Consider the following 25461-nt stretch of genomic DNA (forward strand, 5'->3'; position numbering starts at 1 on the left):
TGTCGGTTGCCCTTCCCATGCGCAAGCCCCTCATCGCCGTCGTCGCCGTGGCCGTCATCGCTGCTGCCGGTTATTTCGGCTATCGGTGGTGGACCGTCGACCGGTTCCTCGAGACCACCGACAACGCCTATGTGCAGAGCGACACCACCACGCTGAGCCCGCAGGTCGAGGGCTCGGTGGTCGAGGTGCTGGTCACCGACAACCAGATGGTCAAGGCCGGCGACCCGCTGATCCGCATCGACGACCGCGACTACCGCGCCCAGCTGGCCCAGGCGAAGGCGGAGCTGTCGGCCCAGCAGGCGGCGCTGGCCTCGATCGAGCAGCAGCTGGCGCTGCAGGACGCGCTGATCGCCCAGGCCAAGGCCAGCGTCGACCAGGCGGAGGCGACCCTGACCCAGTCCGGCAACGACCTGGAGCGGGCGCGCCGGCTCTGGGAAACGCGCAACGGCAGCCAGCAGGCTTTCGAGACCGCCGACACCGACCACAAGCGTGCCGAGGCGGCGCTCGCCAGCGCCCGGGCGGCCCTGACCAACCAGCAGGGCCAGACCGCGATCCTGCAGGCCTCGCGCCGGCAGGCCGAGGCCCAGATCGAGCGGCTGACCGCCGCGGTCGACCTGGCCCAGATCAGCCTCGACCGCACCGTGATCCACGCGCCGGTCGCCGGCGTCGTCGGCAACAAGGGGGTCGAGGTCGGGCAGTATGTCCGGCCCGGCACCCAGCTGCTGTCGATCGTGCCGCTGCCCAGCGTCTATGTCGTCGCCAACTTCAAGGAGACGCAGCTGTCCGAGATGCGGGTCGGCCAGACGGTGACGATGTCCGTCGACGCCTTTCCCGGCAAGACCCTGACCGGCAAGGTCGAGAGCTTCGCCCCGGCCAGCGGCGCCGAGTTCAGCCTGCTGCCGCCGGAGAACGCGACCGGCAACTTCACCAAGATCGTGCAGCGCGTGCCGGTGCGAATCGCGATCCCAGCCGACAACCAGCTCAGCGGCCTGCTGCGCCCCGGCCTGTCGGTCGGCGTCTCGGTCGACACGCGGGAGGAGGGCACGGGTCCGCTCCTGGCCAGCGGCATCTTCGGTGCCGCCATGGCGGCCGAGTTCCGGCGGTGACCGCGGACGCGACGACCGCCGACGCCCTTCCCGCCCCGGCACCGGCCGCGCCGCCGAAGCGCGCCGGCGCCGGCACGCGGGAGACGATCGGGTTCTTCACCATGGTCGTCGGCATGTTCATGGCGATCCTGGACATCCAGATCGTCTCCAGCTCGATCAGCGAGATCCAGGCGGGCCTGGCGGCCAGCCCGGACGAGATCAGCTGGGTGCAGACGGCCTATCTGATCGCCGAGGTGGTGATGATCCCGCTGTCGGGGTTCCTCTCCCGCCTGCTCTCGACCCGGATCCTCTACGTCATCTCGGCGGCCAGCTTCACCCTGTCCAGCCTGGCCTGCGCCCTGGCCTGGAACATCGAATCCATGATCGTTTTCCGGGCGCTGCAGGGCTTCCTCGGCGGGGCGATGATCCCGACCGTCTTCGCCGCCTCCTTCATCCTGTTCCCGCCCGAGCGGCGGGCCGGCATCTCGGTGCTGATCGGCCTGGTCGCGACCATGGCGCCGACCATCGGGCCGACGCTCGGCGGCTACCTGACCCAGGCCTTCTCCTGGCACTGGCTGTTCCTGATCAACATCGTGCCGGGCGTGCTGGTGACCGCCGGGGTGTGGTTCCTGGTCAGGTTCGACAAGCCGAATCTCGAGCTGCTCAAGGGCTTCGACTTCGCCGGGCTGGCGCTGATGGCGCTGTTCCTCGGCAGCCTGGAATACGTGTTCGAGGAAGGGCCGCGCTGGGACTGGTTCGAAGACCATTCCATCTTCACCTTCGCCGTGATCGGGTCGCTGGCCGGGATCGGCTTCTTCGCCCGGGTGCTGAGCGCGAAGAACCCGATCGTCGACCTGCGCGCCTTCGCCGACCGCAACTTCTCGCTCGGCTGCCTGTACAGCCTGATCATCGGCGTCGGGCTCTACGGCGCCGTCTACATCGTGCCCCTGTTCCTCGCCCGGGTGCGCGGCCTGAACAGCCTGCAGATCGGCGAGATCATGTTCGTCACCGGCGTGTTCCAGTTCCTCTCGGCGCCCTTGGCCGGCGCGCTGTCGAAGAAGCTGGACCTGCGGCTGATGCTGGCGATCGGCCTCGTCGCCTTCGGCACCGGGGTCTACATGATGACCTGGATCACCGCCGACTGGAGCTTCTGGGAGCTGTTCTGGCCGCAGGCGATCCGCGGCGTGTCGCTGATGCTGCTGTTCCTGCCGATCAACACGCTGGCGCTCGGCACCCTGCCGCCCGACAAGATCAAGAACGCGTCCGGCCTCTACAACCTGATGCGCAATCTCGGCGGCGCCTTCGGCCTGGCCGGCATCAACACGGTGATGATCGAACGGTCGGCGCTGCACGGATCGCGCATCGCCGACCACGTCACCCTGACAAACCCGCAGGTGCAGGCGACGGTCGACAATCTCAGCCAGATGTTCACCGCCGCCGGCCTCGGCAACCCGGATCTCGCCGCGGTGAAGATGCTGGACAACATGGTGCTGAAGCAGGCGCAGGTGCTGACCTTCGCCGACTGCTTCCTGCTGATGGGGCTCCTGTTCTACGCCGGGCTGCTGCTGATGCCGCTCTTGCGCGCGCCGAAGCAGGCGGGCGGCGGTGGCGGCGGGCACTGAGCCCGGGCGTCAGACCGCCGGCAGCGTCGCCCCGTCCCGGGCGTAGACCTGCGCGATCCGGCAGTTCCCCCGATCATACTGCACCACGATCGCGCCGGGCCGGCTCGGCTGCCGGACCCAGGCCTGGCGCTGGCTGCTCAGGTTGTAGTCGTCCTGTCTGCGGGGCGGCACCGGCGACAGGTCGATACGGGAGATGCCGCCAGCCGTAAGGTGATAGGCCGCCAGCGCCCCTGCGACACGGTCGGAGCAGACGTCGTCTCCCATCAGGCCGCGGACCTTTTCGGCCAGGGCCGGATCGGGTGTCGCCGAGGGCGGGGCCAGACCGGCGCAGCCCGACAGCGCCAGGACGAGGGCGATGCTGGAACGAAGCTTGGCCATGCCGATCCCCACAGCTGGTTTCGCCAGCGAAATGGTATTGCCGGCGGGTCCGGTCAACCGGGGCGCAGCGCAGCGCTGACCTGAAATGGCGAAGGCCGCCGGTCCTGCGACCGGCGGCCCTTTGCATGACGATGCCCGAGAGCGTTACTGGTTCATGCTCTCGAAGAAGTCGGCGTTCGACTTGGTGTGCTTCAGCTTCTCCATCAGGAACTCCATCGCATCCGTCGGGCCCATCGGCATCAGGATGCGGCGCAGCACCCACATCTTCGACATCGTGCCCTTGTCGACCAGCAGCTCCTCCTTGCGGGTGCCGGACTTGCCGATGTCGATCGCCGGGAAGGTGCGGCGGTCGGACAGCTTGCGGTCCAGGATGATCTCGGAGTTGCCGGTGCCCTTGAACTCTTCGAAGATCACCTCGTCCATCCGGCTGCCGGTGTCGATCAGCGCGGTGGCGATGATGGTCAGGCTGCCGCCTTCCTCGATGTTGCGGGCGGCGCCGAAGAAGCGCTTCGGCCGCTGCAGCGCGTTGGCGTCGACGCCGCCGGTCAGCACCTTGCCCGAGGACGGCACCACGGTGTTGTAGGCGCGCGCCAGGCGGGTGATCGAGTCGAGCAGGATGACGACATCCTTCTTGTGCTCGACCAGGCGCTTGGCCTTCTCGATCACCATCTCGGCCACCTGGACGTGGCGCGAGGCCGGCTCGTCGAAGGTCGAGGAGATGACCTCGCCCTTCACCGACCGGTCCATGTCGGTCACTTCCTCCGGCCGCTCGTCGATCAGCAGCACGATCAGGAAGGCGTCGGGGTGGTTCTCGGCGATCGAGTTGGCGATGTTCTGCAGCATCACCGTCTTGCCGGTGCGCGGCGGCGCCACGATCAGGGCGCGCTGGCCCTTGCCGAGGGGCGAGACCAGATCGATGATCCGGCCGGTCATGTTCTTCTTGGTCGGGTCGATCAGCTCCATCCGCAGCGCTTCATCGGGATAGAGCGGGGTCAGGTTGTCGAAGGTGACCCGGTGCCGGACCGCCTCCGGCTCCTCGAAGTTGATCTTGTTGACCTTGGTCAGGGCGAAGTAGCGCTCGTTTTCCTTCGGCGCGCGGATCTCGCCCTCGATGGTGTCGCCGGTGCGCACGCCGAAGCGGCGGATCTGCTGCGGCGACACATAGATGTCGTCCGGGCCCGGCAGGTAATTCGATTCCGGAGATCGCAGAAATCCGAAGCCGTCGGGCAGGACTTCCAGCACACCCGATCCAAAAATGGCGACGTCGTTCTCGGCGAGCTGCTTGAGGATTGCGAACATCATGTCCTGCTTGCGCAGCATGCTCGCGTTTTCGACCTCGAGCTCTTCGGCATAGGCGAGAAGCTCGCTGGGAGACTTCTCTTTCAGTTCTTGCAGATGCATGGGGACCCTGATGGGCGTGGACAGATCACCGGCGGCGCGGCGTCTTTGGATTGGTCTCTCGCTGGAAGCTCGGTCCACGGCACGAAGGGCTCGACCGCGCCGGCGCTGCGAATGACCGCCGGATGACCGCTGAGAACACGAGATGGTTATCGAATGACTTGCCGCAAGTCAATCGTCGAGCCGCAGCGGTGACCGCCGGTGGTGGATTGCGTGCGCCCGGCGGATCGGCGAGGATTCGGGCGGGGAGACGACATGGCCTGGATCCGTGTCGGGGAGGGGACATGACGAGGAATGCGGTCCTGCCAGCGGTCGCCGCCGGCCTGTGGCTGGTCGGCTGCAATGCGCCGCCGCCGAAACCCACCGGATCGACGATCACGATGTACGGCGCGCAGCAGCCCGGCGGCGTCGTGGCGAGCCTGAGACACCCCGACTGCCGCGTGCCCCGCGACCGGCCCGGCGACTACCGATACTCCGGCGGTCCGGGAGACCGGCCGGAGACGGCGATCGTCATCGAAGGCGACGTCGACCAGAGAACCGGCGTCGACGCCGAATACGCCTATGTCGCCCGGCGCCTGCCGGGATGGGCGGTCTGCGGCCAGGCCCTGCTGAACCCGGGGAGCCGGGTTTACGACCAGCTCGACCTGGCGAATGCCGCCGGGCAGCGCCGGTCGATCTTCTTCGACATCACCGATTGGATCGGCAAGGGCATCACGTGGTAGCTGCCGCTCAGAACGGCTGCACGATCACCATGATCAGGATGACCAGCAGCAGCAGCGCCGGAACTTCGTTGACGATGCGGTAGAAGCGTTCGCTGTGCGGGTTGCGGCCCTCGGCGAAGCCGCGGCGCCACCGGATGCACATGTGGTGCAGCACGGTCAGGATGACAACCCCCGTCAGCTTCACATGCAGCCAGCCCTGGGCGAAGAAGGCCCAATCGGTCAGCCACAGCATGGCGATGCCGAACACCCAGGTCAGCACCGCCGCGGGCAGCATGATGCCGCGCATCAGCCGCCGCTCCATCACCGAGAAGCGCTCGTATTCCGGCGTCCCCGGCGTGGTCTGCGTGTGGTAGACGAACAGCCGCGGCAGGTAGAGCATCCCCGCCATCCAGGCGATGACGAAGAAGACGTGGAACGCCTTGATCCAGGGGTAGAGAGCCGCCATTCGATCCTCGCTGAGAGGCCATTTGCAACTGGGCGATGCCGGGCTGCAAACGGCGCTTTTCTGCGCTCCGATGCTCGCGTACCTCATGTACGCTGCGCTTCGGTGCTCGAAAACCACCGTTTTCGCCGCGGCCTGACCCAGTTCCAAACGGCCTCTTAAGCCGCGTTGCTGGGACACCCGGAGAACGCCGCCGGGCAGATCCGGCCGCCGTCGCCTGCTTCGCACGCCGCACCGCGGCGATGGCCGGCCCGCACCAGCTCCGCCAGCCCGGCGATGAAGCCGTCGTCGGCGCCGACGGTCGGCACCCGCAGGTAGCACGGCGCGCCCGATTCGTCAGCCAGCCTGCGGTATTCGATGTCGAGCTCGACCAGCGTCTCGGAATGCTCGGAGACGAAGGCGATCGGCACCACCACGATCGGCCGCTTCGCCAGCGCCGCCTCGTGGATCACCGCCTCGGTCGACGGCTCGATCCATTTCAGCCGGCCGACCCGGCTCTGATAGGTCGAGACCCAGTCGAGGTCGGGGATACCGGAGGCCTCGGCCAGGGCCGTGGCGGTGCGCTCGCACTGCCACTGATAGGGATCGCCCGTGCGGACGATCTTCTCCGGCAGGCCGTGGGCGGAGAACAGCACCCGCGGCCGTCCGTGCCGCGCCGCCTCCTCATGTGCCGCACGCAGCCCGGCGGCCATGGCGGCGATGAAGCGGCGCTCGGTCGGATAGCAGCAGACCACCCGCGTCGGCGCCTCCAGCCGGGCGATCCGGCAGGCGTCGCGCCACACCCGCAGCGACGACGCCGTGGTGGTGGTCGAGAACTGCGGATAGAGCGGCAGCAGGATCACCTCGTCCGGGGAGAAATCCTTCACCAGCATCGCCGTCTCCTGGCTCATCGGATGCCAGTAGCGCATGGCGATGAAGACCTTGACCTCGCCGAGATCCGCCAGCTCGGCCTCGAGGGCCCGGGCCTGGGCCTCGGTGTTGGGCAGCAGAGGCGAGCCGCCGCCGAGCTCGGCATAGATGTCCTTCGCCTGGCGCGACCGCTTCTTGGCGATCGCCCAGGCCAGGATCACCCGCACCGGGTTGGGCAGCCGGATGATCGCCGGATCGGCGAACAGGTTGAACAGGAAGGGCCGGATCGCGTCCGGATTGTCGGGGCCGCCCAGGTTGAACAGGACGACGGCGATCCGCCGGCTCATCCCGCGTCCCCGCGCAGGTGCCGGACCAGGGCGGCGACATGCTCGGGCGGCGTCTTCTGCAGCACGCCGTGGCCGAGGTTGAACACGAAGGGGCCGCGGCCCAGCGCGTCGACGATCGCGTCCGCGGCCCGCAGCATCGGCGCGCCGCCGGTCAGGAGGAAGACCGGGTCGAGATTGCCCTGCACCGCCGCCTTCGGCTGCAGCGCCCGGGCGGCCCAGCCCGGCGGCACGGTGGTGTCCAGCCCGACCGCGTCCACCCCGGTGCCGGCGAGATAGCGTTCGGTCAGCAGCCCGGCGCCGCGCGGGAAGCCGATGACGGGCACCCCCGGCGCCCCGGCCCGCACCGCCTCGACGATGCGCCGGGTCGGGGCGACGACCCAGCGCTCGAACTCCCCTTCCGGCAACACCCCGGCCCAGCTGTCGAACAGCTGCACCGCCTCGGCCCCCGCCTCGATCTGGCGCAGCAGATAGGCGGATGTCGCCTCGACCAGCAGGTCGATGAGCCGGGCGAAGGTCTCCGGCTCGCCATAGGCCAGCCGCTTCACCGCGGCGTATTCCTTGCTGCCGCCGCCCTCGACCATGTAGGTCGCGACGGTCCAGGGCGACCCCGCGAAGCCGATCAGCGCCGTCTCGGACGGCAGCGCCGCCGCCACCCGCCCGACCGTCTCGTAGACCGGCCCCAGCACCTCGTGCAGGCGGTCCGCCGACAGCCGGGCGACCGCCGCGGCGTCGGTCACCGGCTCCAGCTTCGGGCCCTCGCCCTCGACATAGTCCAGCGCCTGGCCCAGCGCGTGCGGCACCACCAGGATGTCCGAGAACAGGATCGCGGCGTCGAACCCGTAGCGGCGGATCGGCTGCAGCGTCACCTCGGCCGCCAGCTCCGGATTGTAACAAAGGTCCAGGAAGCTTCCGGCCCGGGCCCGGGCGGCACGGTATTCCGGCAGGTAGCGCCCGGCCTGGCGCATCAGCCAGACCGGCGGGCGGGCCAGGGTCTCGCCGGCCAGGGCGCGCAGGAACGGCTTCGCCGGTGTCACGGATCTGTCTCCCCGGCTCTGCCCATCCTGTTTCATTGAAGGAATCCTTGGTTTTTTGAGGATGTGGTGAATCGCTGTGGATAACGGGGATTGTGACTCATCCCCAGATCATCCACAGGGTTTTGCCGGCCCGCCCGCCCCACCCTGTGGAAAGCGGGGAAGACGCGCCCGACTCGCTACACCCTCGCCATCGCCCCTGTCCATAACGCGCGGGAGGACTCGGAGTCGCATCGGCGCGCTTCGCCGGGGGTGCCCCGGGCCCGGGACTCTCGTCCCCAGCCGGATGGAAGAGTCGACGACTCACCGGTCAGCCGGCACGAGATCGCGTCAAGCCCCACGAATCCGGCTTTGATCCCGAATTTGCCCACAGACAATCCCCATGCCTCGGGATACAAGGGAGGCATGGCGCAGACGAAGACATTCCACCTACATCTCGTTTCGGATTCGACCGGCGACACCATTCATAGCGTCGCGCGGGCCTGCCTCGCCCAGTTCGAAGGGGCGGAGCCGGTGGAGCACTTCTGGAACCTGGTGCGGACCAACCGCCAGCTCGACATGGTGATCGAGGAGATCCGCACCCATCCCGGCATCGTCGTCTTCACCCTGGTCGACGACGGTCTGCGCCACCGGCTGATGGATGTCTGCGGCTCGCTCGGCGTGCCCTGCATCTCGGTGCTGGACCCGATCATGGCGGCGCTGGCGCAGCAGCTCGGCATGGCGGTGCACGGCCGCCCCGGCCGGCAGCACGCCATGGACGCCGCCTATTTCCACCGCATCGAGGCGATGGATTATGCGCTGGCGCATGACGACGGCCATCTGACGGGCGAACTGCACCAGGCCGATGTCGTCCTGGTCGGCGTCTCGCGTACCTCGAAGACCCCGACCTGCCTCTATCTCGCCAATCGCGGGGTGAAGGCGGCGAACGTCCCCTTCGTTCCCGGGCTGCCGCTGCCCGAGGACCTGCACCGGGTCAGCCGGCCGCTGATCGTCGGCCTGACCAAGGATCCGGAGCAGCTGGTGCAGCTGCGCCGCAACCGCATGCAGATGCTGAACCAGGCCCAGACCACCGACTATGTCGACCCCGAGCAGGTGCGGTCGGAGGTGGCGGAGGCACGGCGCTACTTCGCCAAGCACCGCTGGCCGGTGATCGACGTCAGCCGCCGCGCGATCGAGGAGACGGCGGCGGAGATCCTGTCGCTGCTCGCCCGGCGCGGCCGCGGCGTGGGAGCGGCCTGACCGTGAGCGCGCTGGTTCTCGCTTCCGGCAGCGCCACGCGGCGGATGATGCTCGAAGCCGCCGGCGTCGCCGTCACCGTCAGCCCGGCCGCGATCGACGAGGCCGAGGTCAAGGCGTCGATGAAGGCCGAGGGCGCGTCCCCGGCCGATGTCGCGGAGGCGCTGGCGGTGCTGAAGGCGCAGCGGGCGTCGCGGCGGCATCCCGGCGCCCTCGTCATCGGCGCCGACCAGATGCTGGATTGCGACGGCGTCTGGTACGACAAGCCGGCCGACCGGGCCGCGGCCCGCGACCAGCTGCTGGCGCTGCGCGGCCGCACCCACACCCTGACCTCGACGGCGGTGGCGGTGCGCGACGGCGAAAGGGTCTGGCATGCGACCGACCGGGCGCGTCTGACCATGCGGCCGTTCAGCCATGTCTTCCTCGAAGGCTATCTCGACGCCGTCGGCGATGCGGTGCTGAGCTCGGTCGGCGGCTACCAGCTGGAGGGCCGCGGGGCGCAGCTCTTCGCCAAAGTCGAGGGCGACCATTTCACCATCCTCGGCCTGCCGCTGCTGCCGCTGCTCGGCTTCCTGCGCGACCATGGGGTGCTGCCGTCGTGACTCTGACCGGGAAGGGCCGCCTGGCTGGGGTGATCGGCTGGCCGATCAGGCATTCCCGTTCGCCGCAGCTGCACGGCCACTGGCTGGCGCGCTACCGGATCGACGGCGCCTATGTGCCGATGGCGGTGCCGCCGGAGCGGCTGCAGGCGGCGCTGCGTGGCCTGGCGGCCTTGGGCTTCCGCGGCTGCAACGTCACCGTGCCGCACAAGGAGGCGGCGATGGCCCTGGTCGACGAGCTCGACCCGCTGGCCCGCCGCATCGCCGCCGTGAACACGATCGTCGTGCGCGAAGACGGCAGCCTCTTCGGCACCAACACCGACGGCTTCGGCTTCCTGGCCAATCTCCAGGCCGGCGCATCCTTGGACGCCGGGGAAGGGGGCTGGTCGGCGGCCGCGGGACCGGCGGTGGTGATCGGTGCCGGCGGCGCGGCGCGGGCCGTCATCGTCGCCCTGGCCGACGCCGGGGCGCCGGAGATCCGCCTGGCCAACCGCACCCGGGCGCGGGCCGAGACGCTGGCGGCGGAGCTGGGCGGCCCCATCGCCGTGGTCGACTGGGCCGACCGGGCCGCGGCGCTGGACGGCGCGGCGCTGCTGGTCAACACCACCACCGAGGGCATGGTCGGCCGCCCGCCGCTCGACCTGCCGCTCGACGCGCTGCCGCCGGCGGCGCTGGTCAACGACATCGTCTATGCGCCGCTCGAGACGCCGCTGCTGGCCGCAGCGCGGGCGCGCGGCAACCCGGTGGTCGACGGGCTCGGCATGCTGCTGCACCAGGCCCGGCCGGGATTCGAGGCCTGGTTCGGCGTGGCGCCGACGGTCGATGCCGCCCTCAGGGCCGCGGTGCTGGGAGCGGGCTGATGCGGATCCTGGGCCTCACCGGCTCGATCGGCATGGGCAAGTCGACCGCGGCGGCGATGCTGCGGCGCGACGGCGTCGCCGTGCACGACGCCGACGCGGTGGTGCACGACCTGCTGCGCCGCGGCGGTGCGGCGGTGCCGGCGGTGGCGAAGGCCTTCCCGGAGGCGGTGCGCGACGGCGCGGTCGACCGAAAGGCGCTCGGCGCGCTGGTGTTCGGCAAGCCCGAGGCGCTGCGCCGGCTGGAGGCGATCCTGCACCCGCTGGTGCGTCGCCGCATGCGCCGCTTCCTGCAGCGGGCCGGGCGGCGCGGCGACCGCCTCGTGGTGCTCGACATCCCGCTGCTGTTCGAGACCGGGGGCGAGCGGTTCTGCGACGCCGTCGCGGTGGTCAGCGCCCCGCGCCTGCTGCAGCGGCAGCGGGTGCTGGCCCGGCCGGGCATGACGCCGGAGAAATTCGCCGCCATCCTGGCGGCGCAGATGCCCGACCGCGAGAAGCGGCGGCGGGCGGATTGGGTGGTGCCGACCGGCCTCGGCCGCCGGCCGACGCGGCTGGCCTTGCGCGCCGTGCGGCGGCGGGCGCTGGCGCGGCCGGGGCGGCGCTGGCGGCCCTCATTGAAGGTGGTGTGATGCGCGAGATCGTCCTGGACACCGAAACCACCGGCCTGCATGCGCTGGGCGGCGACCGCCTGGTCGAGATCGGCGGGGTGGAGATGATCAACCACGTCCCGACCGGCCGGCATTTCCACGTCTACATCAACCCGGAACGGCCGGTGCCGCTCGAGGCCCAGCGGGTGCACGGGCTGACCGACGAGTTCCTGGCCGACAAGCCGCTCTTCGCCGAGGTGGTCGGCGACTTCCTGGACTTCGTCGGCGACGCCATGCTGGTGATCCACAACGCCGAATTCGACATGGGCTTCCTGAACGCGGAGCTCGGCCGGCTCGGCCTGCCGCCGATCCCCATGGCGCGGGCGATCGACACGGTGGCGCTGGCCCGGCGGCGCTGGCCCGGCGCCCAGGCCTCGCTCGACGCGCTGTGCCGCCGCTTCGGCATCGACAATTCCGGCCGCACCCTGCACGGGGCGCTGCTCGACGCGCAGCTTCTGGCCGAGGTCTGGCTGGAGATGTGCGGCGGCCGCGAGCCCGGCCTCGCCATCACCACCACGATCGAGGTCACCGAGACCACGGTGGTGGTCGAACGCGTCGCCCGCCCGGCGCGGCCGCACGCCCCGACCGAGGAGGAGCTGGCCGCCCATCTCGCCTTCATCAAGGGCCTGAACGACCCGCTGTGGCTGAAGGAAGGGTGAGAGGCGGGAGGTTCCCCGGACCGTGATCATCCATCTCAACGGCTGGCCGGGCGCGGGAAAGCTGGCGGTGGCGCGGGTCCTGGCGCGAAGGCTGCGGGCCCGCCTGCTCGACAACCACACCCTGCACAATGTGGCGGCCGCCCTCTGCGATCGCGGCACCGAGGAATACTGGGCGCTGTACGAGCCGGTGCGGGATCTGGCCTATGCCCGGATCCGCGCCCTGCCGGCGGATGCGGTCGTGGTGATGACCAACGCCTTCCTCGAGGAAACGCCCCGCGATGTCGAGGCCTGGGGCCGGATCAAGGATCTCGCCGCCCAGCGCGGGGACCGCCTGGTCGCGGTCACGCTCGACTGCGATATCGAGGAGAACATCGCCCGGGTTCAGCGGGCGGACCGCGCCGACAACCGCAAGCTGACGGATCCGGAGCCCCTGATCGCCTGGCGTCGGGACCACCACCTAATCGTAGACGATGCCGAGGACTGGATCCTCATCGACAACACCCGTCTCACGCCGGAACAGGCGGCGGAGCGGATCGTGTCCTTCCTCGACGGGTTACGGTCTGCTCCAAGGACTTAAAACTGTCATGCCCGGGCTTGACCCGGGCATCCAGAGAGCGTCGATATCTTCTGGATTGCCGGGTCAAGCCCGGCAATGACGACGGAGGGAACGACCTGGGTCAGTTCACGCTCGGCTGCTCGCTCTCGCCCTCGGACCGGGCGCGCAGCGCGGCCAGCTGGCGGCGGAACAGTTCGGTGAAGTCGATCGGCTGGATCAGCAGCGGCGGGAAGCCGCCGTTGCGCGTCGCCTCGGCGATCACCGACCGGGCGAAGGGGAACAGGAGGCGCGGCGCCTCGATCAGCAGCAGCGGCGCGGTCTGCTCCTTGGTCACATTGGCCAGCAGGACCACGCCGCCGTAGCTCAGCTCGCACAGGAAGGTGGCGGCGTCGCCGGTCTTGGCCTCGGCCTTGATGTGCAGCACCACCTCGAAGGCGTTGTCGGCCAGCTGCTGGGTGCGGACATCGACATTGACCGTCACCTGCGGCGGCGTCGACTGCTGGGTCAGGCTGCGCGGCGCGTTCGGGTTCTCGAAGGACAGGTCCTTGACGTACTGCGCCGAGATCTGCAGCGAGGGCTGCAGCTGCTCGGCCGCGTCGGGCTGCTGGTTGACGTCCGACATGAAAAATCTCCCTGGAAACTCTGGCTGGGCTGGCCGGCGAAAGACGGGGGTCTCGCTAGCACGGAACCCGTGGAGGCCACAACCGCAGAGGGACGCCGATCACGAGGGGCGGCGCACATCCTTGTCGTCCGCGCCGCGCCAGCGCGAATCCTCGAGCCGCGGCGCGGACGTGTCGCCGCCTTCGGGATGGACCTCGGTGTAGTCCGCGTCGATCACCGGGCCGCCGGGCCCGCGCCCGCCGCCGGGCCAGACGGTGAAGCCGCCGCGGCGCTGGGCCTGCACGCCGAGCCAGCGGATCACGGCACGCCGCACCGGCGGCAGCAGCAGCGGCAGCGCCATCAGGTCGCTGAGGAAGCCCGGGAAGATCAGCAGCAGCGCCGCCAGCACCAGCAGGGCGGCATGCGCCACCGGCTCGGCCGGCGGCTCGCCCCGGGCCAGCGCCGCCTGCATCTCGCGCAGCGCCCGCATCCCCTGCCGCTTCAGCAGCAGCGAGCCGATCACGCCGATGGCGATGAACAGCACCAGCGTGGCGAGCACGCCGATCCAGCGGCCGACCAGGATGAACACCGTGATCTCGGCCAGAACCGGGACAAGAAGCAGCAGGGCGAGAAGGGGCATCGGTTTCCCTTGCCGTTTGGGGGGCGGCAGCCTATCTGTCGGGGGCAGGCGTCGTTCCTGACCGCGCATCCTGGCCCGGACGGCCGTCCGCCGAGAGGTTGCTTCATCCGGACAGGCCCGACCAAGAGTTAGTGTCGCGCGGCGCCCGGGTCCAGAGCGATGCATTCGGCGCCGGCACGGGCGCGCGGCAAGTGAAGGGAGCGATGGGCGAAGGCTCTTTCCTCGATATCCTGGTTCTGGCGGTCATCGCCGGGTTCCTGATTCTGCGGCTGCGCAGCGTGCTCGGCCGGCGTACGGGGACCGAGCAGCGGCGGCCGAACCCGCTGGCCCAGCCGCCGGCGCGGCCCGAGCCCCGCACGCCCGACAATGTCGTGAACATGCCGGAACGGCCGCGCGCCGCCGGCAACGGCGAGGCCGGCCCGGCCAGCGGCCTGACCCAGATCAAGATCGCCGACCGCAGCTTCAGCGAAGGCAGCTTCCTGGGCGGCGCCCGCGGCGCGTTCAAGATGATCGTCGAGGCCTTCGCCCGCGGCGACACGGCGACGCTGCGCCCGCTGCTGTCCGACGAGCTGTACGACGAGTTCAGCGCCGCGATCCGCGAGCGCCTGGCCGCCGGCCACACCCTGGACGAGACGGTGGAGGCGGTCGACCGCGCCGAGATCGTCGAGGCGCGCCTCGACGGCCGCACCGCCTTCGTCACCGTGCGGTTCGTCTCGCACCAGAAGAGCGTGCTGCGCGACGCCGAGGGCAAGGTGGTCGAGGGCAACCCGGACCAGACGGTCGAGGTCACCGATGTCTGGACCTTCGCCCGCAACACTCGCGCCACCGACCCGAACTGGGCGCTGGTCGAGACCCGCGAATCCCACTGAGCCGTTGATGCCGTCGATCCTGACCTGTCCGGCCCGGCCTTGTCCGGGCCGCGGCCGTTCGGCCGAGGATAGCGACCGCTGATCCGGCATGGCCAAGACGCGCAAACCGAGCGAGGAAGAGCGCCGCCTCTGGCGTCTCGTGATGCAGGATGTCGTGCCGCTGCGGCCGCGCGACCCGGCACCGCCGCCCCCGCCTGAACCCCCACCGGCACCGCCGTCGGGTCCGTCCCCACGGCCGGCCCCGTCCGGCCGGAAGCCGGCCGCGGCGCCGAAGCCGCCCCTGCCGCCGGCGGCGCCGAAGCGGCTGCGCCCGGGCGACCTGACCGGCATCGACGGCCACCGTGCCGACCGGCTGCGCCGCGGCAAGGAGGGGATCGAGGGCCGGCTCGACCTGCACGGCATGCGCCAGGTCGAGGCGCATGACGCGCTGATCGGCTTCGTCGCCTCGGCCCACCGGGCGGGCAAGAAGACGCTGCTGGTGATCACCGGCAAGGGCAGCTTCTCGAACGGCGACAGCGTGCTGCGCGCCAAGGTGCCGCTGTGGCTGAACGAACCGCCGCTGCGCGAGAAGGTTCTGGCCATCACCCCGGCCCATCCCCGCGACGGCGGCTCCGGCGCGCTCTACATCGTGCTCAAGCGCCGGCGCGAGGGGTAGGCGAGAGACCGGCGAACTCCGCCAGGATCCACTCCCGCACCGCCGCCACCGCCTCGTCCTCCGAGCCCCCTGGGCTCGGGCGGCGGACCAGGTGGAAGCCCATGCCTCCGATCGCCGGGCCGAAGGGCTGAACCAGCGTCCCGGCTGCCAGCTCCGCCGCCACCAGGGTCAGGCTCAGCAGGCCGACGCCGTGGCCGGCCGTCACCGCCTGGATGGCGTGGCTCTCATCGGTGCAGTGCAGGGCCGAGGCGCTGCCCTCCGGCAGGCCGGCCGCGGCGAACCAGCGCGGCCAGGACGGCTTCTCCGGATGCGGCACGCGCCATTCGAAGTGGATCAGCCGGTGCTGCGCCAGCTGCTCCGGCGCGGTCAGGCCGAGGGAGGGGTGTGCCACCGGCGCCAGCCGGTCGGTGCCCAGCGGCTCCGACCGCAGCCCGGGATAGGCGCCGCCGCCATAGCGGATGGCGAGGTCGGCGGTGCCGGCGGCGAGGTCCACCGGCTCGTCCGCGGCCAGCAGGCGCAGCGTGATGTCCGGCCGCCGCTCCTGGAACGACGCCACCCGGGGCACCAGCAGGCGGGCGGTGAAGGCGCGGGTCGCGGTCAAGGTCACGGTGCGCGGCCCCGCCTTCGCCGACAGCGCCCCGATGGTGCGGGCGAAGGCATCGAAGCCGTCGCGCAGCACCGGGTACAGCCGCTGCGCCGCCTCGGTCATCACCACCCGGCGGGTCCGCCGCTCGAACAGCCTGAGGCCCATCGTCTCCTCCAGCAGGCGGATCTGATGGCTGATCGCGGTTGGGGTCACCAGCAGCTCCTCGGCTGCGCGCTTGAAGCTGAGATGGCGGGCGGCGGCCTCGAAGGCGCGCAGGGCGGCGAGCGGGGGCAGGCGGCGCATGGTGCTCACACGGATGAATTCACCTCAGCCATAAGATGAGGGATTCGCCTTTGTCCGCAAGCCGGAAAGCGCGCATCTCCTGGACCATAGAGGTTCCGGAGTTCAGCCATGACCACGATCCTGCACATCGATTCCAGCGCCCGCGCCGGCCGATCGCACACCCGGCGCCTGTCCGCCCGCTTCGTCCAGGGCTGGCTGGCGCGCCGGCCGTACGACGAGGTGATCCGCCGCGATGTCGGGCTGGAGCCGCCGCCGCCGGTGACCGAGGCCTGGATCGCCGCCGCCTTCACCAAGCCGGAGCGGCGGACGCCGGAGATGCGCGCGACCCTGGCGCTCAGCGACGCGCTGGTGGACGAGTTGGAGCGCGCCGACCTGATCGTCGCCGGGGTGCCGATGTACAATTTCGGCCTGCCCGCGCAGATGAAGGCCTGGGTCGACAACATCGTCCGGGTCGGCCGCACCTTCGGCTTCGACCGCAGCCGTCCGGGCGAACCCTACTGGCCGATGCTCTCGGGCAAGCGCCTGGTCATGCTCGGTGCGCGCGGCGACTGGGGCTACGACCCGGGCGGGCGCCTCTCCGGCCTCAACCATGTCGAGCCGCATCTCGAGACGGTGTTCCGTTACATCGGCGTCACCGACGCGGTGTCGATCGCGGTGGAATATGACGAGTTCGCCGATGAGCGGATCCAGCAGTCGCTGCGGGCGGCGGAGGCGGAAATCGACCGGCTGGTGGCGCGGATGACCGAGGAGGCGCAGGCTGCCTGACTCTTATTGTCATCGCCGGGCTTGACCCGGCGATCCAGGGGCCACCCAGAGCGGCATCGACATTCCTGGATGCCCGGGTCAAGCCCGGGCATGACAGTTTTGGGATCTGAAGGCCTTCTGGATAGATCCGCGACCCGAGAGTTTCACGCGCCTGTCATCCGGCCGTCATCGCTCGCTCCCACTCTCTCGCCGCTTCCGAGACCGAGAGGGGGACCCATGCTTCCGTTCCGCAGCGCCGCCGCTTCGCTGGCGATCCTGGCCCTGTCCGCCGCCGGCGCCCTGGCGGGCGACGAGCCGGCGCCGAAGACCTTCCCGGCGGTGCTGGCCGGCCATGCCGTGCTGCCGGCGATGACCTTCGCGGCGCCGCCGGCCGACGCGCCGGCGATGTTCGCCACCTCCGGCAAGTTCGCCGGTCCGACGCCGGCCCGGATCGACCGGCCGTTCAGCACCATGGGCACCACCGGCAGCAAGGATGCGGTGCGCGAGACCGGGGTGACCTTCCCCTTCGTCGGCCAGCCGGTGCAGGGCTTCAGCGGCATCAAGCCGGTCGGCAACGGGGAATACATCGTGCTCACCGACAACGGCTTCGGCGCGAAGGCGAACTCGCCCGACGCGATGCTGATGGTGCACCGGGTGAAGCCGGATTGGCAGACCGGCCGCGTCGCGGTGCTGAACACGCTGTTCCTCAGCGACCCGGACCGGAAGGTGCCGTTCCGCATCACCACCGAGGCGACGAAGGAGCGCTATCTGACCGGCGCCGACTTCGACATCGAATCGATCCAGCCGGTCGGCGACCACTATTGGTTCGGCGACGAGCTGGGCCCCTTCCTGATCGAGACCGACGCGGCCGGCCGGGTGCTGACCGTCGTCGACACCGCGGTCGACGGCAAGCCAGTGCGGTCGCCGGACAACCCCTATCTCACCACGCCGGCCGCCCCCGGCGCGGTCGCCTTCGAGGCGCGCCGCAGCAAGGGCTTCGAGGGCATGGCCGCGTCCGAGGACGGCAGGACCCTCTACCCGCTGCTCGAAGGCGGGCTGTGGGATGCCGCGAAGGGGGCGCCGGAGACCGACGCCCAGGGCCGCGAATATCTGCGGGTGCTGGAGTTCGACACCGCGACGAAAAAATTCACCGGCAAGTCGTGGAAGTACCGGCTCGAGGCCAAGGGCAACGCGATCGGCGACTTCAACCTGATCGACGCCACGCGCGGCCTGATCATCGAGCGCGACAACGGCGAGGGCGACGCGGCCCAGGCCTGCCAGGACGCGCCGAAGCCGGACTGCTTCGCCACCCCGGCGAAGTTCAAGCGCGTCTTCCTGGTCGACCTGGCGCAGGCCGATGCCGACGGCTTCCTGCGCAAGATCGGCTCGATCGACCTGATGGCGATCCAGGATCCGGACCACAAGGCGCGCCGGGGCGGGCATGACGGGACGCTGAGCTTCCCCTTCGTCACCATCGAGAACGTGGCGCGGGTCGACGCCGACCACATCATCGTCGCCAACGACAACAACCTGCCCTTCTCCTCCGGCCGCGCGGTCGACCGGCAGGACGACAACGAGTTCGTCCTGCTCAAGGTCACCGAACTGCTGAACGCGAAGTAGGAAGGGGCCGCCGGCCGGCAGGGGCCTACCAAAGGCGTGAGACATTGATCCGTCATGGCGAGCCCCGAAAGGGGCGTGGCCATCCAGCGGCACCGGCCCTCTGGATGGCCACGGCGCTGCGCGCCTCGCCATGACGGGAAAAGGCCAGAGAGGTCGATCTCAAAGGCGCCTGGTATCAGCCCTCGACGAAGCGCCAGCCCCGCTCGCCCGCCTCGATCCGGCCGGTCCGGCTGACATGGCTGCCGGTGACCAGCCAGCCCTGCCAGGCCGCCCGCTCCAGCAGGAACCGCCGGGTCTGCACCGCCAGCGCCGGGTCGAGGTCATAGGTGAGGCCGACCTCCGGATCCTCGATCTGCGGGATGCCGAGGTGGATGGCGTCGGCCCAGATCAGCAGGGCGTCCCGGCCTTCGCCGATCAGATAGCCGCTCTGCCCCGGCGTGTGGCCGGGCAGCGGCACGGCCTCGACGTCCGGCATGCCTTCGACCGGCCCCGGCGCGATGGCCCGGATGCGGCCGGCATAGGCCCGGGCCAGGTCGGCGACGGCCTTGAAGTTGCCGCGGCGGTTCGGCGGGAAGGTCTCGGCGACCGCCGGATCACCGAAGAAGGCGAAATCGCGTTCCGGAAACAGAATTTCGGCCCGCGGCAGCCAGGGCCGGTCGCCGTCGAGGAGGCCGAGGGCGTGGTCGCCGTGAGGATGGGTCAGCAGCACGCGGTCGACCTCTTCGGGGCGCACGCCGGCCGAGGCCAGCGCCGCGCGCGCCTTGCCCAGCGCCGGGCCCCAATGGTCGCCGGTGCCGGCATCAATCAGGGAAACCCCGTTCTCTCCCCTCAGGAGATAGCAGTTGACGTCGATGCTGATCTTGTCGCCGGGCCAGCCGTCGACCAGGCGCCGGCTCGCCTCCTCGCCGCCGGCATGGGTCAGCACGGTCTTGGGGGCCTCGAAGATGCCGTCGAGCAGCACGGTGACATCGTAGCGGCCGAAGCGCCTGGCAACAGCGGACATGTCGATCCCTCGCCGTGGAATGGCTGCTTGCCCGCTCGGGCTCGCCCCGTCGCCGCCCAGGTTAGCCGGGCGACGACGAAGCGGAAGGCGCGAAGACCGGTGGTCTGCTATTACAGGATGAACTTGCTCAGATCGGCGTTCCTGGTCAGCGCGCCGACGCGGTCGCGGACATAGTCGGCGTCGATCCGCACCGTCTCGCCGGAGCGGTCGGAGGCGGTGAAGCTGACCTCGTCCAGAAGGCGCTCCAGCACCGTGTGCAGGCGGCGGGCGCCGATGTTCTCGACCGACCGGTTGATCTCCGCCGCCAGGTCGGCCAGCTCGTCGATCGCGTCCTCGGTGAAGTCCAGCGTCACCTCCTCGGTGCCCAGCAGCGCCTTGTACTGCTTGATCAGGCTGTGCTCCGGCTCGGTCAGGATGCGGCGGAAATCGTCGCGCGACAGGGCCTGCAGCTCGACCCGGATCGGCAGGCGGCCCTGCAGCTCCGGCAGCAGGTCCGACGGCTTGGCCAGCTGGAAGGCGCCCGAGGCGATGAACAGGATGTGGTCGGTGCGCACCGTGCCGTGCTTGGTCGCCACCTGGGTGCCCTCGATCAGCGGCAGCAGGTCGCGCTGCACGCCCTCGCGGCTGACATCGGCGCCCACCCGCTCCGACCGCGCCGTGATCTTGTCGATCTCGTCCAGGAACACGATGCCGTTCTGCTCGACCAGATGGATCGCCTCCGACGTCACCTTCTCCTGGTCCAGCAGCTTGTCCGATTCCTCGGCCATCAGCACGGCGTGGCTCTCCGACACCGTCATGCGGCGCGGCTTGGTGCGGCCGCCGAAGGCCTTGCCGAAGATGTCGTTGAGGTTGAGCATCCCGACCTGGGCGCCGGGCATGCCCGGGATGTCGAAGGTCGGCAGCCCGCCGCCGGTGTCGGCCACCTGGATCTCGATCTCGCGGTCGTTCAGCGCGCCTTCGCGCAGCATCTTGCGGAACTTCTGCCGGGTCTCGGCCGAGGCGTTCTCGCCCACCAGCGCGTCCAGCACCCGCTCCTCGGCCCGGATCTCGGCCTTGGCGGCGACCTCCTTCCGCAGGCTGTCGCGGGTCATCTTGATCGCGATCTCCAGCAGGTCGCGGACGATCTGCTCGACATCGCGGCCGACATAGCCGACCTCGGTGAACTTGGTGGCCTCGACCTTCAGGAACGGAGCGTTGGCCAGCTTCGCCAGACGGCGCGCGATCTCGGTCTTGCCGACGCCGGTCGGGCCGATCATCAGGATGTTCTTCGGCAGCACCTCCTCGCGCAGCGCCTCGGGCAGCTGCTGGCGGCGCCAGCGGTTGCGCAGCGCGATGGCGACGGCGCGCTTGGCGTCGTGCTGGCCGACGATGAAGCGGTCGAGCTCGGAGACGATCTCGCGCGGGCTGAAATTGGCGGTGTCGGTCATCAGGAAAACTTTCAGAAAGCGAGGGCGGTGCGGGCCTTGGGGCGGAAGGCGGGCATGGCCGCGATCACAGGCTTTCCAGCGTGATGTTGTGGTTGGTGTAGATGCAGATGTCGCCGGCGATCTTCATCGCCTTGCGCGCCACTGTTTCGGCGTCCAGCTCGGGATGCTCCAGATAGGCCCGGGCGGCGGCCAGGGCGAAGGGCCCGCCGGAGCCGATGCCGATCAGCCCGTCATCGGGCTCCAGCACGTCGCCGGTGCCGGTCAGGATCAGCGACACCTGGCGGTCGCACACCGCCATCATCGCCTCCAGCCGGCGCAGATAGCGGTCGGTGCGCCAGTCCTTGGCCAGCTCGACGCAGGCGCGGGCCAGCTGGCCGGGATGCTTCTCCAGCTTGGCCTCGAGGCGCTCGAACAGCGCCATGGCGTCGGCGGTCGCCCCGGCGAAGCCGGCGATGACGCTGCCGTCGCCCAGGCGGCGCACCTTGCGGGCGGTGCCCTTCATCACGGTGTTGCCGGCGGTGACCTGTCCGTCGCCGGCGATGACGACATGGCCGTTCTTGCGCACGGCGAGGATGGTGGTGCCGTGCCAGGCGGCACTCTCGGAAGACGACATGCAGAAATCCGGAAACGCTGAGGTTGCGACGAGCCGTCCGGCCCGCACCGCCTAGATTGGACCGCCCGGCGGGGGGATCAAGTCTTGCGGACCGTTCCCTGCCCTCCGGGCATGGCTCCTTCTCTGGCGATGCGCCGGGCTTCCTGATAAGACACCAGGGCCATGGACGGAACCCCTTCCAAACCCAGCCAGACGGGTGCGGCCGACGCGGCCCCCGCCCGCGCGGCGCCTGCGCGCTCCGCCACCATCGACCGCGCCACCCGCGAGACGCGGATCAGCGCCACGGTCGATCTCGACGGCACCGGCCGGTCCGACATCCAGACCGGCATCGGCTTCCTCGACCATATGCTCGACCAGCTCGCCCGGCACGGGCTGTTCGACCTGACGGTGCGGGCCGAGGGCGACCTCCATATCGACTTCCACCACACCACCGAGGATGTCGGCATCGTCCTCGGCCAGGCCTTCGCCAAGGCGCTGGGCGACCGCCGCGGCATCCAGCGCTACGGCGAGGCGCATGTGCCGATGGACGAGGCGCTGTCCCGCGTCGCCGTCGACATCTCGGCCCGGCCCTATCTGGTCTGGGACGTCCGCTTCACCCGCGACAAGCTGGGCGAGATGGACACCGAGCTGTTCCGCGAATGGTTCCACGCCTTCGCCCAGAACGCCGGGCTGACCCTGCACGTCGCCAATCTCACCGGCGAGAACAACCACCATATCGTCGAAAGCTGCTTCAAGGCGCTGGCGCGGGCGCTGCGTGCCGCGACGTCGATCGACGCCCGCCGCCCCGACGCCGTGCCTTCGACCAAGGGCACGCTCGGCGGCTCCCTTTAGCTCTGGGGAACAATCATGGTCATCGCCGTGATCGACTACGGCTCCGGCAATCTCCGCTCGGCCGCCAAGGCGCTGGAACGCGCCGCGGCGGAGCGCGGCGTGTCGGAGGAGATCGTGGTCACCGCGGATGCCGAGGTGGTGCGCCGGGCCGACCGGCTGGTGCTGCCGGGCGTCGGCGCCTTCGGCGACTGCAGCCAGGCGCTCGGCGCGCTGCCGGGCATGCGCGAGGCGCTGGAGGAACGGGTGCGCGAGGCCGGCGTGCCCTTCCTCGGCATCTGCGTCGGCATGCAGGTGATGGCCGGGGCCGGTCATGAGCATGGCGACTTCCTCGGCCTCGACTGGATCCATGGCGCCGTGGTGCCGCTGGCCCCGTCCGACCCCGACCTGGTGGTGCCGCAGATGGGGTGGAACACCCTGGCGGTGGAGGAGGAGCATCCGGTGCTGGCCGGGCTGGGCGGCCAGGACGTCTACTTCGCCCATTCCTACGTCATGGTGCCGGCCGACCCGGCCGACGTTTTGGCCACGGTCGACTATGGCGGGCCGCAGACCGCCGCGGTCGGCCGCGACAACTGGATCGGGGTGCAGTTCCATCCGGAGAAGAGCCAGGCGGCCGGCCTCAGGCTGCTCGGCAATTTCGTGACCTGGACGCCATGACCAGCGCGACCGCCCAGGCGCCCGCGGTGTCGGTCGGCCGGCTCGACCGGTTCCGCAGCAGCGACCTGCACGACCTGTGCGATGCCGCCGAGCTCGCCATCCTCGAGGGCGGCGGCTTCGGCTGGGTCAAGCCGCCGCCGCGCGAGACCATGGAACGCTACTGGGGCGGCGTGGTCGTCATGCCGGGCCGGCATCTCTTCGTCGGCCGGCTCGACGAGGTGATCGCCGGCGCCGTCCAGCTGATGGAGCCGCCGGCGAACAACGAGGCGCAGTCCTTCGCCGCCGGCCTGACCGGCATGTTCGTCGCCCCCTGGGCCCGCGGCCACGGCCTGGCCCGGATGCTGGTCGAGGCGGCGGAGGCGGAGGCGCGGTCGCGCGGCTACGGCCTGCTGACCCTCGATGTGCGAGAGACCCAGACTGCGGCGATCCATCTGTTCGAACGCTTGGGATTCGTCCGCTGGGCGACGAACCCGTATTATGCCCGCGTGAACGGCCGCCTGATCGGCGGCTGCTACTTCCACAAACCGCTGATCCCGCCGACCGAGGCGGGGCTGGACCCGACGCCATGATCCTCTACCCGGCCATCGATCTGAAGGACGGACACTGCGTCCGGCTCGTCCGCGGCGAGATGAGCGAAGCCACGGTGTTCAACCTCGACCCCGCGGAGCAGGCCAGGGTCTTCGCCGAGCAGGGCTTCAGCTGGATCCATGTGGTCGACCTGAACGGCGCCATCGCCGGCCATCCGGTGAACGCGGCGGCGATCGACGGCATTCTCAAGGCGACGTCGCTGCCGGTGCAGCTCGGCGGCGGCATCCGCGACCTGGAGCGGATCGAGTTCTGGCTCGAGCGCGGCGTCGCCCGGGTGGTGCTGGGCACCGTCGCGGTGCGCGACCCGGAGCTGGTGCGCGAGGCCTGCCGGCGCTGGCCCGGCCGGATCGCCGTCGGCATCGACGCGCGGGAAGGCTTCGTGGCGATCGAAGGCTGGGTCAAGACCTCCAGCGTCAAGGCGCTGGACCTGGCGCTGCGCTTCGAGGATTCCGGCGTCGCCGCGATCATCTACACCGACATCAACCGCGACGGCGCGATGGGCGGGCTGAACGTCGAGGCGACGGCCGACCTGGCCTTCGCCCTGACCACGCCGGTGATCGCCTCGGGCGGCGCCTCCTCGCTCGACGACCTCAGGGTGATCAAGCGCGAGGAGAAGTCGGGCATCGCCGGGGTGATCTGCGGCCGCGCCCTCTATGACGGCCGGATCGACCCGAAGCAGGCGCTGGCCATCCTGTCCGGCCCGGTGCCGGTGGAGGCGTAAGGCGATGCTCAAGGTCCGGGTCATCCCCTGCCTCGACGTCAAGGACGGCCGGGTGGTCAAAGGCGTGAACTTCGAGAACCTGGTCGACGCCGGGGACCCGGTGGAGCAGGCCCGGCACTACGACCGCCAGGGCGCGGACGAGCTGGTCTATCTCGACATCGCCGCGACCAACGAGAATCGCGGCGTGCTGTTCGACGTCGTCCGCCGCACGGCGGAGCAGGTGTTCATGCCGCTGACCGTGGGCGGCGGCGTGCGCAGCGTCGACGACGTGCGGGCGCTGCTGCTGGCCGGGGCCGACAAGGTGTCGATCAACTCCGCCGCCGTGGCCCGGCCGGAGCTGGTGACCGAGGCGGCGGTGAAGTTCGGCCGGCAATGCGTGGTCGTGGCGATCGACGCCAAGCAGGTGTCGCCCGGGAAATGGGAGATCTTCACCCATGGCGGCCGCAAAGGCACCGGCATCGATGCGGTGGAATGGGCCGACCGGATGGGGGCGGCGGGCGCCGGCGAGCTGCTGGTGACCTCGATGGACCGCGACGGCACCAAGGAGGGCTTCGACCTCGAGCTGCTGAAGGCGATCCGCAAGGTGGTCGGTATCCCGATCATCGCTTCGGGCGGGGTCGGCACGCTGCAGCACCTGGCCGACGGAGCGCTGGTCGGCGGCGCCACCGGACTGCTGGCCGCCTCGATCTTCCACTTCGGCACCTATTCGATCGCCCAGGCCAAGCAGCACCTGGCCGAGGCCGGGCTGCCGGTGCGGATGGCGGCATGAGCGGCAAGCCGGAGATCGACGCCAGGATCCTGGACCGGCTGTCCGCCGTGATCCGGTCGCGGCGCGGCGCCGATCCGGCGTCGAGCTACACCGCCAAGCTGCTCGCCCGCGGCCGGCCGAAGATCGCCCAGAAGCTGGGCGAGGAGGCGGTGGAGACGGTGATCGAGGCGATGCGCGGCGACGCCGACGCCATCGCCGCCGAAAGCGCCGATCTGCTCTACCATCTCCTGGTGCTGTGGGCCGATGCCGGGGTGGCGCCGGAGGCGGTGTGGACGGTGCTCGAATCGCGGGAAGGCGTCAGCGGCATCGCCGAGAAGGCGGCGCGGCCGACGGAGTGAACGCGTCCGTCCGTGACGGAAGAGGCCGGCCGGGGCCCGCGACAACGCGTCGCCGCCGGCACCGAAAGGGTC

Annotated in this window: 30 protein-coding genes; 19 read left to right on the top strand and 11 right to left on the bottom strand. The window is 70.3% G+C overall.

Translation table 11 applies throughout. The annotated features are described in order from the left end of the window. Positions 1-17: 17 nt before the first annotated feature. Positions 18-1106: an HlyD family secretion protein gene (locus G537_RS0130425; RefSeq protein WP_034853527.1), complete on the top strand. Its 1089-nt coding sequence runs from the start codon at positions 18-20 to the stop codon at positions 1104-1106. Further along, positions 1103-2707 (top strand): DHA2 family efflux MFS transporter permease subunit, encoded by a 1605-nt coding sequence (locus tag G537_RS0130430; protein ID WP_026873257.1) that lies wholly within the window; start codon positions 1103-1105, stop codon positions 2705-2707. The genes G537_RS0130425 and G537_RS0130430 overlap by 4 nt, the downstream gene beginning before the upstream one ends. A 9-nt stretch (positions 2708-2716) precedes the next feature. Here G537_RS0130430 and G537_RS0130435 read toward each other — a convergent pair whose 3' ends face one another. Further along, positions 2717-3085 (bottom strand): hypothetical protein, encoded by a 369-nt coding sequence (locus G537_RS0130435; protein WP_155888848.1) that lies wholly within the window; start codon positions 3083-3085, stop codon positions 2717-2719. Positions 3086-3229: 144 nt separating this feature from the next. Beyond that, positions 3230-4486 (bottom strand): transcription termination factor Rho, encoded by a 1257-nt coding sequence (gene rho / locus G537_RS0130440; RefSeq protein ID WP_026873259.1) that lies wholly within the window; start codon positions 4484-4486, stop codon positions 3230-3232. Between the two features lie 281 nt (positions 4487-4767). Between rho and G537_RS42545 the strand changes: the two genes are divergently transcribed. Continuing rightward, positions 4768-5205, top strand: a complete 438-nt coding sequence (locus G537_RS42545) for a hypothetical protein (RefSeq protein ID WP_051249333.1) — start codon at positions 4768-4770, stop codon at positions 5203-5205. A 7-nt stretch (positions 5206-5212) separates the two neighbouring features. Here the strand turns inward: G537_RS42545 and hemJ are convergent, their stop codons facing one another. The 3 genes from hemJ to hemE all read right to left on the bottom strand — a co-directional run bounded on the left by hemJ (position 5213) and on the right by hemE (position 7913). Then, positions 5213-5650, bottom strand: coding sequence for a protoporphyrinogen oxidase HemJ (gene hemJ / locus G537_RS0130450; protein ID WP_026873260.1), 438 nt, complete (start codon positions 5648-5650; stop codon positions 5213-5215). 155 nt (positions 5651-5805) lie between these two features. Then, on the bottom strand, positions 5806-6843 hold the full coding sequence (hemH, locus tag G537_RS0130455; protein ID WP_026873261.1) for a ferrochelatase: 1038 nt from the start codon (positions 6841-6843) through the stop codon (positions 5806-5808). Beyond that, entirely contained in the window at positions 6840-7913 is a 1074-nt protein-coding gene (hemE, locus tag G537_RS0130460; RefSeq protein ID WP_051249334.1) for a uroporphyrinogen decarboxylase, read from the bottom strand. Before hemE ends, hemH begins: the two co-directional genes overlap by 4 nt. Positions 7914-8279: 366 nt before the next feature. On the opposite strand from hemE, the gene G537_RS0130465 reads away from it, so the two are divergent. From G537_RS0130465 to G537_RS0130490, 6 genes are read left to right on the top strand one after another with little or no spacing between them, the layout of a single operon-like run. After that, positions 8280-9113 (top strand): pyruvate, water dikinase regulatory protein, encoded by an 834-nt coding sequence (locus G537_RS0130465; RefSeq protein WP_026873263.1) that lies wholly within the window; start codon positions 8280-8282, stop codon positions 9111-9113. Positions 9114-9115: 2 nt separating this feature from the next. Next, complete coding sequence (locus tag G537_RS0130470; RefSeq protein WP_425402315.1) at positions 9116-9712, top strand: Maf family protein; 597 nt, start codon at positions 9116-9118, stop codon at positions 9710-9712. Then, complete coding sequence (locus tag G537_RS0130475) at positions 9709-10569, top strand: shikimate dehydrogenase (protein WP_211230560.1); 861 nt, start codon at positions 9709-9711, stop codon at positions 10567-10569. The genes G537_RS0130470 and G537_RS0130475 overlap by 4 nt, the downstream gene beginning before the upstream one ends. Next, a complete protein-coding gene (coaE, locus tag G537_RS0130480; RefSeq protein ID WP_026873266.1) occupies positions 10569-11195 on the top strand; it encodes a dephospho-CoA kinase in 627 nt (208 codons plus the stop codon). The genes G537_RS0130475 and coaE overlap by 1 nt, the downstream gene beginning before the upstream one ends. After that, the gene (dnaQ, locus tag G537_RS0130485) at positions 11195-11872 is read left to right on the top strand and encodes a DNA polymerase III subunit epsilon (RefSeq protein WP_026873267.1); all 678 of its coding nucleotides are present in this window, start codon (positions 11195-11197) and stop codon (positions 11870-11872) included. The genes coaE and dnaQ overlap by 1 nt, the downstream gene beginning before the upstream one ends. Positions 11873-11894: 22 nt before the next feature. Then, positions 11895-12449 (top strand): AAA family ATPase, encoded by a 555-nt coding sequence (locus G537_RS0130490; protein WP_026873268.1) that lies wholly within the window; start codon positions 11895-11897, stop codon positions 12447-12449. Between the two features lie 100 nt (positions 12450-12549). Here the strand turns inward: G537_RS0130490 and secB are convergent, their stop codons facing one another. Both secB and G537_RS0130500 read right to left on the bottom strand, forming a co-directional pair. Beyond that, positions 12550-13050: a protein-export chaperone SecB gene (secB, locus tag G537_RS0130495; RefSeq protein WP_026873269.1), complete on the bottom strand. Its 501-nt coding sequence runs from the start codon at positions 13048-13050 to the stop codon at positions 12550-12552. 99 nt (positions 13051-13149) lie between these two features. Further along, on the bottom strand, positions 13150-13668 hold the full coding sequence (locus G537_RS0130500; RefSeq protein ID WP_026873270.1) for an FxsA family protein: 519 nt from the start codon (positions 13666-13668) through the stop codon (positions 13150-13152). Between the two features lie 203 nt (positions 13669-13871). Here G537_RS0130500 and G537_RS0130505 point away from each other — a divergent pair, with 203 nt between their 5' ends. Continuing rightward, positions 13872-14537: a Tim44/TimA family putative adaptor protein gene (locus G537_RS0130505; RefSeq protein ID WP_026873271.1), complete on the top strand. Its 666-nt coding sequence runs from the start codon at positions 13872-13874 to the stop codon at positions 14535-14537. Positions 14538-14625: 88 nt separating this feature from the next. Next, positions 14626-15192 carry a Smr/MutS family protein gene (locus tag G537_RS0130510; protein WP_026873272.1) on the top strand — a complete coding sequence of 189 codons (567 nt, stop codon included), beginning with the start codon at positions 14626-14628 and terminating at the stop codon, positions 15190-15192. Here the strand turns inward: G537_RS0130510 and G537_RS0130515 are convergent. Further along, complete coding sequence (locus G537_RS0130515; protein WP_026873273.1) at positions 15170-16081, bottom strand: LysR substrate-binding domain-containing protein; 912 nt, start codon at positions 16079-16081, stop codon at positions 15170-15172. The two genes, G537_RS0130510 and G537_RS0130515, sit on opposite strands and share 23 nt — an antisense overlap. A 108-nt stretch (positions 16082-16189) precedes the next feature. On the opposite strand from G537_RS0130515, the gene G537_RS0130520 reads away from it, so the two are divergent. Together G537_RS0130520 and G537_RS0130525 are read left to right on the top strand one after the other, a co-directional pair. Then, positions 16190-16846 carry an FMN-dependent NADH-azoreductase gene (locus tag G537_RS0130520; RefSeq protein WP_026873274.1) on the top strand — a complete coding sequence of 219 codons (657 nt, stop codon included), beginning with the start codon at positions 16190-16192 and terminating at the stop codon, positions 16844-16846. Between the two features lie 216 nt (positions 16847-17062). After that, positions 17063-18445 carry an esterase-like activity of phytase family protein gene (locus G537_RS0130525; protein WP_026873275.1) on the top strand — a complete coding sequence of 461 codons (1383 nt, stop codon included), beginning with the start codon at positions 17063-17065 and terminating at the stop codon, positions 18443-18445. A 175-nt stretch (positions 18446-18620) separates the two neighbouring features. Here G537_RS0130525 and aidB read toward each other — a convergent pair whose 3' ends face one another. From aidB to hslV, 3 genes are all read right to left on the bottom strand, one after another. Beyond that, complete coding sequence (gene aidB, locus G537_RS0130530) at positions 18621-19448, bottom strand: AidB family quorum-quenching N-acyl homoserine lactonase (protein ID WP_026873276.1); 828 nt, start codon at positions 19446-19448, stop codon at positions 18621-18623. 110 nt (positions 19449-19558) lie between these two features. Next, positions 19559-20875, bottom strand: a complete 1317-nt coding sequence (gene hslU / locus G537_RS0130535) for an ATP-dependent protease ATPase subunit HslU (RefSeq protein ID WP_034853531.1) — start codon at positions 20873-20875, stop codon at positions 19559-19561. Between the two features lie 64 nt (positions 20876-20939). Beyond that, entirely contained in the window at positions 20940-21488 is a 549-nt protein-coding gene (hslV, locus tag G537_RS0130540) for an ATP-dependent protease subunit HslV (RefSeq protein ID WP_026873278.1), read from the bottom strand. Positions 21489-21650: 162 nt separating this feature from the next. Here hslV and hisB point away from each other — a divergent pair, with 162 nt between their 5' ends. The 6 genes from hisB to G537_RS0130570 are packed head-to-tail and all read left to right on the top strand — an operon-like array spanning position 21651 to position 25389. Next, positions 21651-22319 carry an imidazoleglycerol-phosphate dehydratase HisB gene (gene hisB, locus G537_RS0130545; protein WP_081689156.1) on the top strand — a complete coding sequence of 223 codons (669 nt, stop codon included), beginning with the start codon at positions 21651-21653 and terminating at the stop codon, positions 22317-22319. Between the two features lie 15 nt (positions 22320-22334). Next, positions 22335-22973 (top strand): imidazole glycerol phosphate synthase subunit HisH, encoded by a 639-nt coding sequence (gene hisH, locus G537_RS0130550; protein ID WP_026873280.1) that lies wholly within the window; start codon positions 22335-22337, stop codon positions 22971-22973. Then, on the top strand, positions 22970-23542 hold the full coding sequence (locus tag G537_RS0130555) for a GNAT family N-acetyltransferase (protein ID WP_026873281.1): 573 nt from the start codon (positions 22970-22972) through the stop codon (positions 23540-23542). Before hisH ends, G537_RS0130555 begins: the two co-directional genes overlap by 4 nt. Continuing rightward, positions 23539-24282, top strand: a complete 744-nt coding sequence (hisA, locus tag G537_RS0130560; RefSeq protein WP_026873282.1) for a 1-(5-phosphoribosyl)-5-[(5-phosphoribosylamino)methylideneamino]imidazole-4-carboxamide isomerase — start codon at positions 23539-23541, stop codon at positions 24280-24282. Before G537_RS0130555 ends, hisA begins: the two co-directional genes overlap by 4 nt. A 4-nt stretch (positions 24283-24286) precedes the next feature. Continuing rightward, entirely contained in the window at positions 24287-25051 is a 765-nt protein-coding gene (gene hisF, locus G537_RS0130565) for an imidazole glycerol phosphate synthase subunit HisF (protein WP_026873283.1), read from the top strand. Then, positions 25048-25389, top strand: coding sequence for a phosphoribosyl-ATP diphosphatase (locus G537_RS0130570; RefSeq protein ID WP_026873284.1), 342 nt, complete (start codon positions 25048-25050; stop codon positions 25387-25389). The genes hisF and G537_RS0130570 overlap by 4 nt, the downstream gene beginning before the upstream one ends. Positions 25390-25461 lie beyond the last annotated feature (72 nt).

Source organism: Inquilinus limosus DSM 16000 (genome assembly GCF_000423185.1).
In the GTDB taxonomy this organism is placed as follows: Bacteria; Pseudomonadota; Alphaproteobacteria; order DSM-16000; family Inquilinaceae; genus Inquilinus; species Inquilinus limosus.